This window comes from Caulobacter sp. UNC358MFTsu5.1 (assembly GCF_000712075.1).
GTDB lineage: Bacteria > Pseudomonadota > Alphaproteobacteria > Caulobacterales > Caulobacteraceae > Caulobacter.
In genome coordinates this window covers 219,551-235,953 of the sequence record NZ_JONW01000009.1, presented here as the reverse complement: position 1 = coordinate 235,953, position 16,403 = coordinate 219,551, and the positions used below count along the sequence as shown (strand labels likewise).

At 68.6% G+C, this 16,403-nt stretch carries 8 protein-coding genes; all 8 read left to right on the top strand.

The annotated features are described in order from the left end of the window. Window positions 1-3,138: a multidrug efflux RND transporter permease subunit gene (locus tag BR39_RS0118520; RefSeq protein WP_029914946.1), complete on the top strand. Its 3,138-nt coding sequence runs from the start codon at window positions 1-3 to the stop codon at window positions 3,136-3,138. Next, window positions 3,135-6,344 carry an efflux RND transporter permease subunit gene (locus tag BR39_RS0118515; RefSeq protein ID WP_029914944.1) on the top strand — a complete coding sequence of 1,070 codons (3,210 nt, stop codon included), beginning with the start codon at window positions 3,135-3,137 and terminating at the stop codon, window positions 6,342-6,344. Before BR39_RS0118520 ends, BR39_RS0118515 begins: the two co-directional genes overlap by 4 nt. Then, entirely contained in the window at window positions 6,344-7,786 is a 1,443-nt protein-coding gene (locus BR39_RS0118510) for an efflux transporter outer membrane subunit (RefSeq protein ID WP_029914942.1), read from the top strand. Before BR39_RS0118515 ends, BR39_RS0118510 begins: the two co-directional genes overlap by 1 nt. A gap of 133 nt (window positions 7,787-7,919) precedes the next feature. Further along, window positions 7,920-9,920, top strand: a complete 2,001-nt coding sequence (locus BR39_RS0118505) for a hypothetical protein (protein ID WP_029914940.1) — start codon at window positions 7,920-7,922, stop codon at window positions 9,918-9,920. 294 nt (window positions 9,921-10,214) lie between these two features. Continuing rightward, window positions 10,215-13,301 (top strand): TonB-dependent receptor, encoded by a 3,087-nt coding sequence (locus tag BR39_RS0118500; RefSeq protein WP_029914938.1) that lies wholly within the window; start codon window positions 10,215-10,217, stop codon window positions 13,299-13,301. Window positions 13,302-13,372: 71 nt separating this feature from the next. Further along, window positions 13,373-14,428, top strand: a complete 1,056-nt coding sequence (locus tag BR39_RS0118495) for an alginate lyase family protein (RefSeq protein WP_029914935.1) — start codon at window positions 13,373-13,375, stop codon at window positions 14,426-14,428. Window positions 14,429-14,567: 139 nt separating this feature from the next. Then, entirely contained in the window at window positions 14,568-15,146 is a 579-nt protein-coding gene (locus BR39_RS0118490; protein WP_029914933.1) for an ANTAR domain-containing response regulator, read from the top strand. Then, entirely contained in the window at window positions 15,143-16,288 is a 1,146-nt protein-coding gene (locus BR39_RS0118485) for a CmpA/NrtA family ABC transporter substrate-binding protein (protein WP_035018659.1), read from the top strand. Before BR39_RS0118490 ends, BR39_RS0118485 begins: the two co-directional genes overlap by 4 nt. The last annotated feature ends 115 nt before the right edge of the window (window positions 16,289-16,403 follow it).

Genomic DNA, 16,403 nt, shown 5'->3' with positions numbered 1-16,403 from the left:
ATGAACCCCTCGCGTCCTTTCATCCAGCGGCCGGTCGCCACGGCGCTGTTCATGGCGGCCATCGTCCTGGCCGGCCTGGTCGGTTTCCGGCTGCTGCCGCTGTCGGCCCTGCCGCAGGTCGACTATCCCACCATCCAGATCCAGACGCTCTATCCCGGCGCCAGCCCCGAAGTGATGAGCCAGACGGTGACCGCGCCGCTGGAGCGCCAGCTGGGCGAGATGGCTGGCCTGGCGCGGATGAGCTCGACCAGCACGGCCGGGGCCTCGATCATCACCTTGCAGTTCAACCTGGGTGAAAGCCTGGACGTCGCCGAGCAGGAGGTGCAGGCGGCGATCAACGGGGCCAACAGCCTGCTGCCGGCCGACCTGCCGGCCCCGCCGGTCTACGCCAAGGTCAATCCGGCCGACGCCCCGGTCCTGACCCTGGCGGTGACCTCCGACACCCTGCCGCTGACCGAGGTGCAGAACCTGGTCAACACCCGCCTGGCCCAGAAGATCAGCCAGGTCTCGGGCGTGGGCCTGGTCACGCTCAGCGGCGGTCAGCGCCCGGCCATCCGCATTCAGGCCGACACCCAGGCCATGGCCAGCTACGGCATCACCCTGGCCAACGTGCAGACCGCGATCAGCAGCGCCAACGCCAACAGCGCCAAGGGCAGCTTCGACGGCCCGACCCGAGCCTACACGATCAACGCCAACGACCAGCTGCTGACCGTCGACGACTATTCGAACCTGATCGTCAGCTACAAGGACCAGGCCCCGATCCGCTTGCGCGACATCGCCCAGGTCGTGCAGAGCGCCGAGAACACCCGGCTGGGCGCCTGGGCGAACGAGACGCCGGCGATCATCGTCAACGTCCAGCGCCAGCCGGGCGCCAACGTCATCAAGACCGTCGACGCCATCAAGGCCAAGCTGCCGGAACTGGAGGAGGGGCTGCCCGCCACCCTCGAGGTCAAGGTGCTGGCCGACCGCACCACCGGCATCCGCGGCTCGGTCCACCATGTGGAGATGGAGCTGCTGCTGGCCGTGGTCATGGTCGTGGTGGTGATCTTCTTCTTCCTGCACAGCCTGCGCGCCACCCTGATCGCCGGCCTGGCCGTGCCGATCTCGCTGATCGGCTCGTGCGGGGTGATGTACCTGCTGGGCTTCTCGCTGAACAATCTGAGCCTGATGGCCCTGACCATCGCGACGGGCTTCGTGGTCGACGACGCCATCGTCATGATCGAGAACATCTCCAGGCACCTGGAGAAGGGCGTCAAGCCGATGCAGGCGGCCCTGCAGGGCGCCAGGGAGATCGGCTTCACGATCATCTCGCTGACCGTGTCGCTGATCGCGGTGCTGATCCCGCTGCTGTTCATGGGCGACGTGGTGGGGCGGCTGTTCCGAGAGTTCGCCATCACCCTGGCGATCACCATCCTGATCTCGGCCGTGGTCTCCCTGACCCTGACGCCGATGCTGTCGGCCCGCTGGCTGAAGCCGGCCGGCGAGGAGCACCAGGGCCGGATCGCGCGCAAGTCCCAGGCCGTGTTCGAGCGGGTCGAGGGCAAGTACGAGAAGGGCCTGGCCTGGGTGCTGGAACACCAGACGGCCACCCTGATCGTCGGCGTTGGGACCCTGGTCCTGACCGCCTTGCTCTACCTGGTCATCCCGAAGGGCCTGTTCCCGACCCAGGACACCGGCCAGCTTCAGGCCCGCACCGAGGTCGAGCAGTCGGTGTCGTACGACCGCATGGCGGGGCTGCAGCAGGACGCCGCCAAGGCCATCCTCGACGATCCGGCGGTGGAGAGCCTTAGCTCGTTCATCGGCGTCGACGGCGCCAACAACAGCATGCTCCACACCGGCCAGATGCTGATCAACCTGAAGGCCGACCGCCACGGCTCGCAGGAGAAGATCATGCAGCGGCTGCGGGACCGCGTCGCCGCCGTGCCGGGCGTGCACCTCTATCTGCAGCCCACCCAGGACCTGACGATCGACGCCGAGACCGGCCCGACCCTCTACCGCCTGTCGCTGGAGGGCGCCGACACCGCCACGGTCAAGCAATGGGCCGGCAAGCTGGCCGAGCGTCTGGCCAAGGTGAAGTCGGTGCGCAACGTCTACAGCGACGCCAGCGCCACCGGGGCGGCGGCCTATGTCGACATCGACCGCGACACCGCCGCCCGTCTTTCGATCACGGCCTCGGACATCGACGACGCCCTCTACAGCGCCTTCGGCCAGAGGATCGTCTCGACCATCTTCACCGAGACCAACCAGTACCGGGTGATCCTGGAGGCCAAGCCGGGCCTGCTGACCGCGCCGGAGTCGCTGGGCCTGCTGAACCTGAAGACCGGCGGCGGCTCGCCCACGCCGCTGTCGGCGATCTCGACGATCAAGGAGCAGACCGCCCCGCTGCAGGTGACCCACGTCGCCCAGTTCCCGGCCACCACGATCGGCTTCGACACCGCGCCCGGCGTCTCGCTGGGCAAGGCGGTCGACGACATCCGCGCGGCCATGAAGGACATCGGCATGCCGGTGTCGGTGACGCACACCTTCCTCGGCGCGGCCGGCGCGTACGAAAACTCGCTGAGCAACCAGCTGTGGCTGATCCTGGCGGCCGTGGTCTGCGTCTACATCGTGCTGGGCGTGCTCTACGAGAGCTACATCCACCCGCTGACCATCCTGTCGACCCTGCCGTCGGCGGGCGTCGGCGCGCTGCTGGCCCTGTGGATCACCGGCAACGACCTGGGCGTGATCGGCATCATCGGCATCATCCTCCTGATCGGCATCGTCAAGAAGAACGCGATCATGATGATCGACTTTGCGATCGACGCCCAGCGCAACGAGGGCAAGAGCCCGCGCGACGCCATCTTCCAGGCGGCCGTGCTGCGCTTCCGCCCGATCCTGATGACCACCCTGGCGGCCCTGTTCGCGGCGGTCCCCCTGATGCTGAGCTTCGGCGAGGGCGGCGAACTGCGCCGGCCGCTGGGCATCGCCATCTTCGGCGGCCTGCTGGTCAGCCAGCTGCTGACCATGTTCACCACCCCGGTGATCTACCTGGCCTTCGACCGCTTCGCCCCGGCCGACAAGGGCGTCCACCGCGAGCATGACGACCACGTCGCGCCCGACCGGGCCGATCCCGACCCGATCCCGGGGGCGCCGTCGTGAACCTGTCGGCGCCCTTCATCAAGCGGCCGGTGGCCACGGTCCTGCTGACCATCGGCCTGGCCATGGCGGGGATCGCCGCCTTCTTCGTGCTGCCGGTCTCGCCCCTGCCGCAGGTGGACTATCCGACCATCTCGGTCTCGGCCAACCTGTCGGGCGCCAGTCCCGAGACCATGGCCTCCAGCGTCGCCACGCCCCTGGAGCGGCGGCTGGGCGTGATCCCCGGCGTCACCGAGATGACCTCGCAGAGCAACACCGGCTCGGCCCGGGTGACCCTGCAGTTCGACCTCAACCGCGACATCGACGGCGCCGCGCGCGAGGTGCAGGCCGCCATCAACGCCGCCCGCTCGGACCTGCCGGCCACGCTGCGCAGCAACCCCAGCTACCGCAAGCAGAACCCTTCGGACGCCCCGGTGATCATCCTGGCCCTGACCAGCGACACCAAGACGCCGGGCCAGATCTACGACGCGGTTTCCAACATCGTGGCCCAACGCTTGTCACAGGTGACCGGCGTCGGAGACGTCGAGATCGGCGGCGGCTCGCTGCCGGCGGTGCGGGTGTCGGTCAATCCGTTCCTGCTGAACCAGTACGGCATCGCCCTGGAGGACGTGCGCGCCGCCGTGCAGTCGGCCAACGCCAACCGCCCCAAGGGCCAGGTCGAGGGGGCGGGGCGGCGCTTCCAGGTCTATACCAGCCCCGGCGGGCGCAAGGCGGCCGACTACGCCCCCCTGGTCGTGGCCTGGCGCGGCGACGCGCCGGTGCGCCTGCAGGACGTGGCCGAGGTCACCGACAGCGTCGCCGACACCCGGACCCTGGGCTTGTTCAACGGCAAGCCGGCGATCATCATCCTGGTCACCCGCCAGCCGGGCGCCAACATCATCCAGACCGTCGACAGCGTACGGGCCGTCCTGCCCGAGCTGCGGGCCCAACTGCCCAGCGACATCAACGTCCAGGTCGCCTCGGACAGCACCAATTCGATCCGCGCCTCGCTGCACGAGATCGAGGTGACCGTTCTGATCTCGGTCGTGCTGGTGGTGCTGGTGGTCAGCGCCTTCCTGCGCAGCGCCCGCGCCACCTTCATCCCCGCGGCGGCGACCGTCGTGTCGCTGCTGGGCACGTTCGGGGTGATGTACCTGCTGGGCTTCTCGCTGAACAACCTCAGCCTGATGGCCATCACCGTGGCCACCGGCTTCGTGGTCGACGACGCCATCGTGGTGCTGGAGAACACCCAGCGGCACATCGAGAAGGGCATGGACCGCTTCAAGGCCGCCCTGCTGGGCGCGCGCGAGGTGGGCTTCACGGTGCTGTCGATCAGCATCTCGCTGGTGGCCGTCTTCATCCCGCTGCTGTTCATGGGCGGCCAGGTCGGGCGGCTGTTCCGCGAGTTCGCCGTCACCCTGTCGGCGGCGGTGATGATCTCGCTGGTCATCTCGCTGACCACCACGCCGATGATGTGCGCTTACCTGCTGCGGCCGCCCAAGGAGGGCAAGCAGGAGGGCCGGATCGCCCGCTTCTTCGAGGCCGGCTTCGACCGCGTCCACCGCACCTACGAATACAGCCTGGACTGGGCCCTGGCCGCCAAGCCGCTGGTGGTGCTGATCCTGGTGGTGGTGATCGGCCTGACCGGCTGGCTCTATGTCGCCATGCCCAAGGGCTTCTTTCCCCAGCAGGACAGCGGGCAGATCCAGGCGGGCCTGCGCGCCGACCAGAGCGTCTCGTTCCACGTCATGCAGGACAAGCTGCGCCAGGTGGTGAACATCATCCGCAAGGATCCTGCGGTCGACACCGTGGTGGGCTTCACCGGCGGGAACCGGGCGGGCGGCGGCTTCCTGTTCGTCAATCTCAAGCCCTTGGGCAGCGGGGCGGACGACCGCAAGGACAAGGGCTCGGTGGTGATCAACCGCCTGCGGCCGCAGCTGCAGAAGGTCACCGGCATCAGCGTCTTCCTCAACCCCGTCCAGGACGTGCGGATGGGCGGGCGCTCCAGCAACTCGACCTACCAGTACACCCTGACCAGCGACTCCAGCGACGCGCTGAAGCAATGGGCCCCCAAGCTGGCCGAGGCGATGAAGGCCCGGTCGGACGTCATGACCGACGTCGACAGCGACCAGTCCGAGAACGGCGTCGAGACGTTCGTGACGATCGACCGCGACAGCGCCTCGCGGATGGGCGTCACGCCCCGGGCGGTCGACAACGCGCTCTACAACGCCTTCGGCCAGCGCCAGGTCGCGACGATCTACGAGGACATCAACCAGTACGCCGTGATCCTGGAGTGGGACCGCCGGTTCTCGAAGGGCCCCGAGGCGCTGAACGACCTCTACGTGCCCACCAAGCCCAGCGGCGCGACGGCGGCCACTTCGACCAGCGGCGCGGCGGTGAACCCGGCGCTGCGCGACGCCTCGACCGGTTCGGCCCTGAACACGGCGGTGACGCCGATGACGCCGCTCTCGGCGATCTCCAGCGTCGCCCAGGCCGCCACCCCGACCTCGATCAACCACCAGAACGGCGAGCTGGCCACGACGGTGTCGTTCAACCTGGCCGACGGGGTCTCGCTCAGCGACGCCCAGGCCGCCATCAAGCAGGCCGAGGCCGACATCGCCCTGCCGACCAACGTGCGCGGCAGCTTCCAGGGCAGCGCCCGCAGCGCCCAGGACCAGAACAAGCAGCAGCCGTTCCTGGTCGCCGCCGCCATCGTGGCGATCTACATCGTGCTGGGCATCCTCTACGAGAGCTACGTCCACCCGCTGACGGTGCTGTCGACCCTGCCGGCGGCGGGGGTGGGGGCGATGCTGGCCCTGCTGGTCTTCAAGATGGAGTTCTCGGTGATCGCCCTGATCGGGGTTTTCCTGCTGCTGGGCATCGTCAAGAAGAACGCCATCCTGATCATCGACTTCGCCCTGGAGGCCCAGCGTTCACGTGGGCTGACGGCGCTGGAGGCTGTGCGCGAGGCCAGCCTGCTGCGCTTCCGGCCGATCCTAATGACCACCCTGGCCGCCGCCCTGGGCGCCTTGCCCCTGGCCATCGGGTTCGGGGAGGGGGCCGAGCTGCGCCGGCCGCTGGGGATCACCATCATCGGCGGCCTGATCGCCAGCCAACTGCTGACCCTGATCACCACCCCGGTCGTCTACGTCTATCTCGACCGCCTGCGGGGCAAGAAGCGCGACGAGCGCTATCTCGCCCACATGCCCTCCGCGCCGGAGCCAGTCTGATGCCTGCTTTCAAGCCCCCCTTCTTCAAGACTGGAGTCCTTGCCGGCGCCTCGCTGATCCTGCTGTCGGCCTGCACGGTCGGGCCCGCCTATCAGCGGCCGGACGTCACCGCCTCGGCCACGGCCCTGCCGGCGACCTACAAGGCCCTGGACGGCTGGAAGGTCGCCACGCCCGGCGATCTGCTCGACCGCGGCGACTGGTGGACCCTGCTGGGGGATCCGGCGCTGGACGCCCTGGTGGCCAAGGTCAACGTCTCCAACCAGACCATCGCCGCCGCCGAGGCCAACTACCGGCAGGCGCGGGCCCTGACGCGCGAGCAGCGGGCCAGCCTGTTCCCGGTGGTCGACCTGTCGGGCTCGGTCACCAAGGCCGGCGGCTCGGCCTCGGTCAATTCAGCCGGCGGTTCGGGCAACGCCGCGCGTTACCAGGCCAGCCTCGGCGCCAGCTGGGAGCCGGACCTCTGGGGCCGCATCCGCCAGGGGATCAACGGCGCCAAGGCCGGCGAGCAGGCCAGCGCGGCCGACCTGGCCGGCGCCAGGCTGTCCATGCAGGGCGAGCTGGCGGTGAACTATCTGGGCCTGCGCCAGACCGACGTCGAACTGGCCCTGGTGACCCGGACCGTCGAGGGCTACCAGCGCAGCCTGCAGATCACCCAGAACCGCTACGCCGCCGCCATCGCGCCCAAGTCCGACGTCCTGCAGGCCACCAGTCAGCTGGCCGGGGCCCAGGCCGAGCTCGAAAGCCTTCGCCAGACCCGCGCCGCCTACGAGAACGCCATCGCCACCCTGATCGGCGAGCCGGCCAGCGGCTTTCGCCTGGCCGCCGACCCCAACTGGAGCGCCCGCGTGCCCGAGATCCCGGCCGGGGTGCCCTCGACCCTGCTGGAGCGCCGTCCGGACATCGCGGCCGCCGAGCGCCGGGTGGCCGCCGCCAACGCCGACATCGGGGTGGCCCGCGCCGCCTTTTTCCCGACCATCGGTCTCAGCGCCGCCGGCAACACCAGCGGCACCGATTTCGGCGATCTGTTCTCGGCCTCGGCCAACACCTGGTCGCTGGGCCTGACCGCCGCCCAGACCCTGTTCGACGCCGGCGCGCGCAAGGCGCGGGTGGAGCAGGCGAGGGCGTCCTACGACGCCTCGGTGGCCGACTACCGCCAGACCGCCTTGGCCGCTTTCGAGGACGTGGAGAACCAACTGACCGCGGCCCAGGCGCTGGAACGCCGCCAGGCCCTGCTGAAGACCAGCTCGGACGCCGCCGACCAGACCGAGCAGATGCTGCTGAACCAGTACAAGGCCGGGCAGGTGGCCTACACGGATGTCGTCACGGCCCAAGCCTCGGCGCTGTCCGCCCGGCGGGCCCTGGTGACCGCCACCGTGGCGCGCCAGACCACGGCCGTGGCGCTGATCCAGGCCCTGGGCGGCGGCTGGCAGGCGCCGACCTGAAGGTCGGGTCCGCCACCTTCGGAACCGGCGCCGATCACCTTGAGGTATAGCCCCGCTCGCGAATCGGCGTTCTCCTAGCGGTTCAACGGGCGCGCCGAACGCGAAGTCCCGCTGGTCGGACCGGGGGGTGTCGATGTCACTGCTGAACGGGACGGCGCCGCCTGCGCCTGGCGATGGCGTCGACGGCGACTTCTGGATCGATACGACCGCCTGGTTCATCTACGGCCCGAAGGCGGCGGGCGCCTGGCCCGCCGGCGTGGCCATGATCGGGCACACCCCGACAAACGCCGAGCTCGAGGCCCTGATCACGCCGATCGTCGACAGCGCCGTGACGGCCGCGGTCAACGCGCTCTATCTCCAACTGACGGTCGAGATGCCGGATCTCTCCCTTTCCGGGGATGCGATCTCGCCGACCGCGCCGGCGGGGACCGTGGTGGGGACCCTCGTCGGGAAGACGCCCGGATCGCTCTTGTCGATCAGTCCCAACGACGGCCGGTTCATCCTGACCGGCGACGACTACAACGGTTGGAAAGTCGTGCGGGGATCCGCGCCCGTCGTCGTGGGCGATCTCGATCTTCTGGTGACCCAGACCTATCTGGCGGGCCGGAACAGCCCGAAGGTCGACGCCCTGCGGATCTTCATCACCGATCCGCTGCCGGTCCTGACGACGGCGGGCTACGCCTTCGCCGCGTCCCGCTTCGTCTTTCCGGTGACGTCGACAGGCGGCGCCGGGGCCGGCAATCGGTTCCAGTTGTCGAACACCTATTTCGCGACGCCCGCCTGGACCGCGACGGGCTGGCGCTTCGCCTTCGCCAACTTCTACCTGGCGGGCGCGGTCGGCCCAGAACGCCCCGCCAACACCGCCATGACCATCGAGTTCGCCACGGTCACCGACGATCCCGTCGGCACGAACGCCTGGCCCGTGACCTTCAACGGCGGCTCGACCAGCGTCGTGATCCCCGCCGGACAGGTCGTGCTGTCCGACGAGGTGGTCGGGTTCGCGCCGGGGGGCAACAGCCATGCCTATATCCGCGTCCAGAAGTCGGTGCCGGTCGGCGGCTATCAGCTGGTCTCGATCTATCCGTCCACGGTCGGATCGGACCTCGGCGAAGGGAACGAAGGCACTTCCGCCGTCCAGACCGGCAAACGGCTCGGCGGCGCGATCGCCGTCACCAATCCCGGCTCGACGCAATCCTATTCGCCTTGCTTCGCCGTCGCCAAGGGATGGGATGGAACCTCGCCGGTCTTCCTGATCAACGGCACCAGCCGCCAGGTCCCGACCAGCGACCTCGTGTACCGGCAGGCCCAGCGCGGCGTGACCAGCGCGATCATGCGCGGGCTGGACGATACGACGGGCGGACGGATGGCGTTCGGCAACTTCTCGCAGAGCGGGGCCTACGCCCTCAACACCGCGTCCGAGGCGCCGGGCGCGTTCGCGGCGCGGATGGCCGCGCTCAGGGCGATCGGCAACGCGCCGTTCAATCGCATCGCGACCGACATCGGACCCAACGACATCAACCAGGGCCTGCTGTCGCTTCCCGCGATCAAAAAGGCGACGACGAACTGGTGGCGCTTCTGGCGGGCGCACTGCCCGTCGACGCCAGTGTTCCATTTCTTCGGCGAGCCTTGGACGACCTCGGCGCCTGGGACCTACTGGACCACGGTGGCGGACCAGACGCCCCTGCCGAGCGCCGCCTATCCCGATGGCGTGCAGCCTCTGTGGTTCAACTGGCTGCTGACATCCGCCGATCGGCCCGCCTGGGTCACGGCGATCGACATGAGGACGACCTACGAGGACGGGGGCAGTCCCGGCAAGTGGAAGGCGCCCGGCGTGACGGGAGCCTTGCTGGCCAACGTGTCGGCGGGCGCGCTCTACTGCTCCGTCGACATGAGCGCCGTCGCGGAGCTCGGCGAAAGCCTGGTCGTCGACAACGAGCGCATCTACGTCTCCTCGACGACGGGACCGGCTTCGAACCAGACCCTCGGCATGCACTCGAAGTTCACGGCGGCCCATCCCGCGACCACGCTCGTGCGAACCGCCTATACGACCGACGGCGTCCACCCCGCCGCGCCGTTGATGATCGCCGGCGGCGGCTACATCGCCGGCTTGAAGGTGAGTGGCGTCATCCACTGAGCTGGCTAGACCAGTATCGGGTCGCCCGCTGACTGATGGCGAGCTCTGTCATCGAACGGCAACGAGCGCTGGCGCCGTTTGCGATCTGATTCGCCAATTCCGGGGTCGGCTGCGCCCCGGTGAAATCCAATTTTGGGTTGTTTTCCGGTTCTGGTCTTGCCTCTCATGGCTTTGGCCTGACCAGAAAGTTCTGCCACTTTGAAAAGTGGCATTACCAATCATTGACACATTTCTCGATTGGTCGGATAAGTCGCCGCATAAGGGCGCCCACTCAGACGCGCCAGGGGAGGGATCATGACCACCGTTCGAAACACTCTTGTCCTGCGGACCGCGCTGCTGGCTTCGTGCGCCGCTCTGGCGCTGGGCTCGGTCGCCCAGGCGCAACAGGCCGCGCCCGCCCAGGCCGAACAGGCCCCGGCCGATGACAGCGTCGTCGACACTGTCGTGGTAACCGGTTTCCGCGCCGCCTACGCCAACGCCATCGCCACCAAGCGCGACACCCTGCAGATCTCGGACGGCATCTCGTCGGACGGTCTGGGCCGCTTCCCGGACCTCAACGTCGGCGAGGCCATCCAGCGCGTCCCCGGCATCCAGATCAACCGCGAAGCCGACAGCCGCAACGCCACGATCAGCCTGCGCGGCCTGCCGGGCACCTTCGCCCGCACCACCCTGAACGGCGGCGCCTTCGCCGACCCGATCCTGAACGGCTCGACCCCGCTGGGCGCGTTCAACTCCGACATCTTCACGTCGATCAACGTGATCAAGTCGCCGATGGCCACCGACCTGGCCGGCGGCCTGTCGGGCAACATCGACCTGCGCATCGCGCCCGCCCTGCAGCGCAAGGACGGCGGCTTCGCCAAGGTCTCGTACGAGTACAACGACCTGGGCAACCTGGGCAGCCCGCTGGCCTCGATGGGCTACAACGCCCACCTCAGCGACGATTTCGCGATCTTCGGCGTCGTGGGCTGGAAGGACGAGAAGTTCCGCCGCGACTCGATCACGGTGAACTCGTGGGCCAACAAGCTGGGCGCGATCCAGGTGGGCAACCAGGCCGCCGCCGGCTCCAACCCGGTCTATGACGCCCTGGTCACCGCCAATCCGGGCGGGGTCTACTATCCCAGCCAGACCCGCCAGCTGGTGAAGTACAACCGCGGCACCACGCTGTCGGCCGCGACCGGCTTCGAATGGCAGGTCAACGAGAATTGGAAGCTGGGCGCCAACGCGTTCATCACCAAGCGAAACCTCAAGGATGCGACGAACAACATCCTCTATATCGATGCGGGCCCGGGCAACGGCACCAACACCGGCCTGGTCGCGGCCTCGGCGGTGGCCCACATCACCCAGATCGGCACGCCCTACATCGTCCAGACCCCCAATGGTCCGCGCGCCTACATCAACAGCTTCTCGGCCGAGAACATCAACACCTTCGACTCGGTCCGCTCCGAGCCGGCCAAGAACCAGACCTGGGCCATCAACCCGACCCTGGAGTTCAAGAACGACGACTGGCGCGCCACGGCCAATCTGACGATCTCGCGCGCCCAGGCCCAGGCCAACCAGATCGAGCTGGACATCGTCCAGAACCCCTACCGCAACCTGGGATCGGCTGGGCTGAACGGCATCACCACCTCGGTCAATCTGGGCGGGACCGACCTGGCCAACTACATGGCGACCCTGGTCACGCCGCACGCCACCCACCTGCCCAACGGCGGCTTCCCGATCGCGGCGGCCCCGGCTTCGGCCACCCAGGCCAGCGCCCCGATGCCCGGCCAGGCGGCGAACATCACCGGCGACAAGTTCGGCATCACGGGGACCAACGGCAACGCCGACAACAAGCTGGACTCGTTCCAGCTGGACCTGGAGCGCTCGTTTTCCGACAACCCGTTCCTGACCAGCATCCTGTTCGGCGGCCGGGCGGAGCGTAACGAGTTCATCTCGAGCGGCTCGCGCAACACCTCCCTGGGCGCCCAGACCCAGAACATCACGCCGGACATGGCGTCCCAGCTGGGCTACGCCAAGGACTTCTTCGGCGGCAAGGCCGGCGGCCCGACCTCCAACTGGATGGGCCTGGACGTCCAGCGCGTGCTGGCGGCGATCACGCCGATCAACCCGAACGCCTTGCCCGCCCAGTTCACGCTCGGCGCCCCGGGCGTCTTCCTGACCCCGTACGGCTTCGTCAACAACTACTGGGACGGCAACTACTGGAACAACAACTTCAGCAACGCCAACGACGTGTACTCGCTGTACGCCACGGCGAAGTTCAAGACCGACGTGCTGAGCGTTCCGGTGCGCGGCGCGCTCGGCGTCCGCTACGAATACACGGAGAATGAGATCAATGCGCTGAACTGCAACAACTGCGGCGCGAACATCTCGGGTGCGGGCGGGCCGGTCAACCACTCGCTGAGCACCAAGACCACCAAGAACGACTACGACTACTGGCTGCCGTCGCTGATCCTGGCCGCCGATCTGCGCGAAGACCTGATCCTGCGCTTCGCGGCCTATTCCACCTATGTCCGTCCGCAGCCGCGCGACACCGTGCCGACCACCTATGTCCAGGTGCCGGTCACCCTGACCACGCCGATCGACCCGGTCTACACGGTCACCATCGGCGCCACGGACCTGAAGCCCTACACCTCGGATTCCTTCGACCTGTCGCTGGAATGGTACAACCGTCCGGGCGGCCTGATCTCGGTGGCCGCCTATCGCAAGCGGATCGACGGCTATATCGGCCCGATCACCGATCCGGCGATCCTCTGCCCGGCGAACGGCAAGATCCCGGGCATCGATGTCGATATGGGCACGCTGACGATCGACAATTCGAGCGGCACGCCGGTCTGCAGGAGCTCCAACCAGTTCCCCGGCGCCGGCGGGGGGCTGAAGAACGCCCAGGTCAACATCAGCGGCAAGACCAACCAGAGCCCGATGACCGTCACCGGCCTGGAGTTCAACATCCAGCAGAACTTCGACTTCCTGCCGGGCTTCTGGCGCAACTTCGGCGGCGCGTTCAACTACTCGTTCGTCAACATCGACGGCAAGGACACGGCGGGCAAGGACATCACCCTGCCCAGCGTGTCGAAGAACAACCTGAACGTCATCGGTTACTACGAGTCCGACAAGTTCGGCGTCCGCCTGGTCTACAACTGGCGTGACAAGTACGACCTGGCCGCCGGCAACTCGTTCGTCGGCGACGCCCGCACCGTCAAGGCGCGCAGCCAGCTGGACGCCTCGGCCTCGTACAACATCACCAAGGACCTGACGGTCTCGGTCGATGCGTTCAACCTGACCGACGCCACCCGGTCGGAGTACGAGAACGACCCGATGCTGCCGCGTCGGATCGACTACGACGGGCGCACCTATCAGGTGACGATGCGCGCCAAGTTCTAATCCCCTCCTGCAGGGCCGGGCGTGAAGCCCGGCCCTTTTTCTTTGATCTCCAGTACGAAGAGACGCGTGACATGAAGACCCTGCTGATGGGCGCGGCCGCCGCCTTGGCCCTCCTGGCTTCGCCTGCCCTGGCCGGCGACTACGCCATCCTCGGTCCCGACTACGCCAAGGGCGCCGCCCAGGCCCCGGCGGCCCAGGAGGTGATTTCCAAGGCCAAGGCCGCCCTCGACCGTCCGCCGGGCGCGATCCCCAAGCTGCACACCGAAGGCACCCTGCCGGGCAAGGGCATCCGCGAGATCAGCCTGAAGGCCAAGGAAGACCAGCCGATCGTGCTGAACCTGGCCCTGGCCTGGCGCCTGACCGGCGACCGCGCCTATCTCGACCAGGCCGGCCGCTATCTGGAGGCCTGGGCCGACATCTACGAGCCGTCGTTCAACCCGATCGACGAGACCGGCTTCGACACGCTGCTGATGGCCACCGACCTGACCGAGGCTGACCTGCCGGCCGCGACCCGCGCCAAGGTCGACAAGATGTGGCGGGGCATGGCCGCCGGCTATCTGGACGCGATGGACGCCAAGCCGAAGAACTTCAACACCAACTGGCAGAGCCACCGCGTCAAGCTGGCGACCATGGCCGCCTTCCAGACCGGCGACGCCAAGCTGATCGAGCGGGCGAGGGCGGCCTATCGCGCCCAGGTCTCGACCAACATCCAGCCCGACGGGTCGGTGTTCGACTTCCACGAGCGCGACGCCCTGCATTACGTCACCTACGACCTCGACCCGTTGATGATGGCGGCGCTGTCGGCCAAGGCGCACGGCGAGGACTGGCTGAACTGGAAGGCCGACAACGACGTCAGCCTGGCCTCGGCGCTGGACTGGCTGGTCCCGTACGCGCGCGGCCAGAAGACCCACATCGAGTTCGCCAACTCCAAGATCCAGTTCGACCGCGACCGCGCCGCCGCCGGCCAGAAGGAATACGCGCCCCACCCGTGGGACGTGTCGAACGCCGTGGGCACCTACGGCCTGGCCGCGCTGCTGGACCCGCGTTTCGGCGCGGTGCGCGACGAGGTGTCGGCCAAGACAGGCAAGAAGCCGGCGGCCTGGATCCGGCTGCGCGGGACACAGTGACGATCTGAAGGTCCGTCACGGCCTTCCGGCGCCGCTATTTCAGGCTAGGGTGCGAAAATTCCAGGCTGATAGAGCAACTGCGCCCGTGACGGACCTTCACCGCTCCCCCCCGTCGCCCGAGAGCCTTAGGGCGGAGGGCATGCGCGTCCTCGTCATCGATCCGGATCCCGCGCGCGCCGCCCTCGTGGCCGAGGGACTGGAGGGCGTGCAGCCGCTGGAGGTGCGTCGGGCGGCCACGTTCGACGAGCGCGAGGCCGCCGCCTTCGCGCCGGACGTGGTGGTGATCGCCGCCGACAGTCCCGACCGCGACACCCTGGAAAGCCTGCGCGAGGCCGGGCAGCACAATCCGCGCGCCGTGGTGATGTTCGTCGACCGCTCCGAACCGGGCCTGGCCGAGCAGGCCGTGCGGGCCGGGGTGGCCGCCTATGTGGTCGACGGCCTGGCGCCGGCGCGCGTCCGCTCGATCCTCGACGTGGCCATGAGCCGCTTCGCCCTGACCCAGCAGCTGCGCGGCGACCTGGCCAAGGCCAAGGCCGACCTGGAGTCGCGCAAGACCGTCGAGCGCGCCAAGGGCCTGCTGATGAAGGAGCGCGGCCTGGACGAGGACGGCGCCTATCGTCTGCTGCGCAAGCTGGCCATGGACCGCGGCAAGCCGATCGGCCAGGTCGCGGCCGACCTGCTGGCCTTCGCCGGCGTGCTGAAGGGCGACGCCTCGTGAGCGGGCTGGCCGACCTGACGCTGGGCTTCATCCCCCTGACCGACTGCGCGCCGCTGGTGGTGGCCAAGGCGCGGGGCTTCTTCGCCGAGGAGGGGCTGGAGGTCACGCTCAGCCGCGAGGCGTCGTGGGCCACGATCCGCGACAAGGTGCTGGTCGGCGCCCTGGACGGCGCGCACATGCTGGCGCCCATGGCCCTGGCCGCCGGTCTCAACGATCCGCGGTCGGCGATGCTGGCGCCGCTGGCCCTGAACCAGAACGGCAGCGCGATCACGGTCTCGACGCGGCTGGCGGCCCAACTGCGCCAGATCGACCCCGAGGGCATGGCCGCGCCCCTGATCACGGCCGCGCCCCTGGCCAAGCTGGTCGAACAGCGTCGCGCGCAGGACGCGCCGATCCTGACCTTCGCGATGGTCTTCCCGCAGTCGATGCACAACTACGCCCTGCGCTACTGGCTGGCCCAGGCGGGGATCGACCCAGACCGCGACGTGCGCTTGGTGGTCACGCCGCCGCCGCGCATGGTCGAGCATCTGCGCCTGGGCGAGATCGACGGCTTCTGCGTCGGCGCGCCGTGGAACGCCGTGGCCGTCGACGAGGGTCTGGGCGAGGTGCTGATCAAGGCCTCGCAGCTGTGGCCGGGCGGTCCGGACAAGGTGTTCGGCGTCACCGCCGGCTGGGCCGAGCGCCATGGCGACGAGTTGCGCGCCGCCCTTCGCGCCCTGATCCGCGCTGCGGCCTGGGCAGACGAGCCCGGCAACCACGCCGAACTGGTGGCCCTGCTGTCGCGGCCCGACCATGTGGGCGTCGAGGCCGAGGTCGTGGCCCGGGCGCTGAAGTCCGAGATCGTCTTCCACCGCGACGCCGCCGGCCTGCCGCGTCGCGAGCATGCGCTGTGGTTCCTGTCCCAGATGGTCCGCTGGGGGCAGGTCCGGGCGGAGCTCGACCTCGACCAAGTCGCGGACGCGGTCTACCGGCCCGATCTTTTCCGCGAGGCGGCCCTGTCCCTGGGGCCGATCGTCGATCCCGCGATGGTGTTCGCCGACGCGGCCCCCGCCGGCGGGGGGCTGTTCGACAGCGCGTCGTTCGACCCGGCGAAAGCCTCGAGCTACGCGGCGGCTTTTCCGATCGGCCGAATGCGCCCCTAGCTGCGTTTTGCCCAACTTGTGGGCATTAGCGCTGCCTTCAAGTTAGGCAATTGCACGAAGATCGTACGACGAGACCGTCGTTCGCACTGCACCGCAACATGGTGCGTGACTCCGT

Bases quoted from the DNA above. Each gene is read 5' to 3' on its own strand.
- BR39_RS0118520 (WP_029914946.1), top strand. From the start codon at position 1: ATGAACCCCTCGCGTCCTTTCATCCAGCGGCCGGTCGCCACGGCGCTG.
- BR39_RS0118510 (WP_029914942.1), top strand. From the start codon at position 6,344: ATGCCTGCTTTCAAGCCCCCCTTCTTCAAGACTGGAGTCCTTGCCGGC.
- BR39_RS0118505 (WP_029914940.1), top strand. From the start codon at position 7,920: ATGTCACTGCTGAACGGGACGGCGCCGCCTGCGCCTGGCGATGGCGTC.
- BR39_RS0118500 (WP_029914938.1), top strand. From the start codon at position 10,215: ATGACCACCGTTCGAAACACTCTTGTCCTGCGGACCGCGCTGCTGGCT.
- BR39_RS0118495 (WP_029914935.1), top strand. From the start codon at position 13,373: ATGAAGACCCTGCTGATGGGCGCGGCCGCCGCCTTGGCCCTCCTGGCT.
- BR39_RS0118490 (WP_029914933.1), top strand. From the start codon at position 14,568: ATGCGCGTCCTCGTCATCGATCCGGATCCCGCGCGCGCCGCCCTCGTG.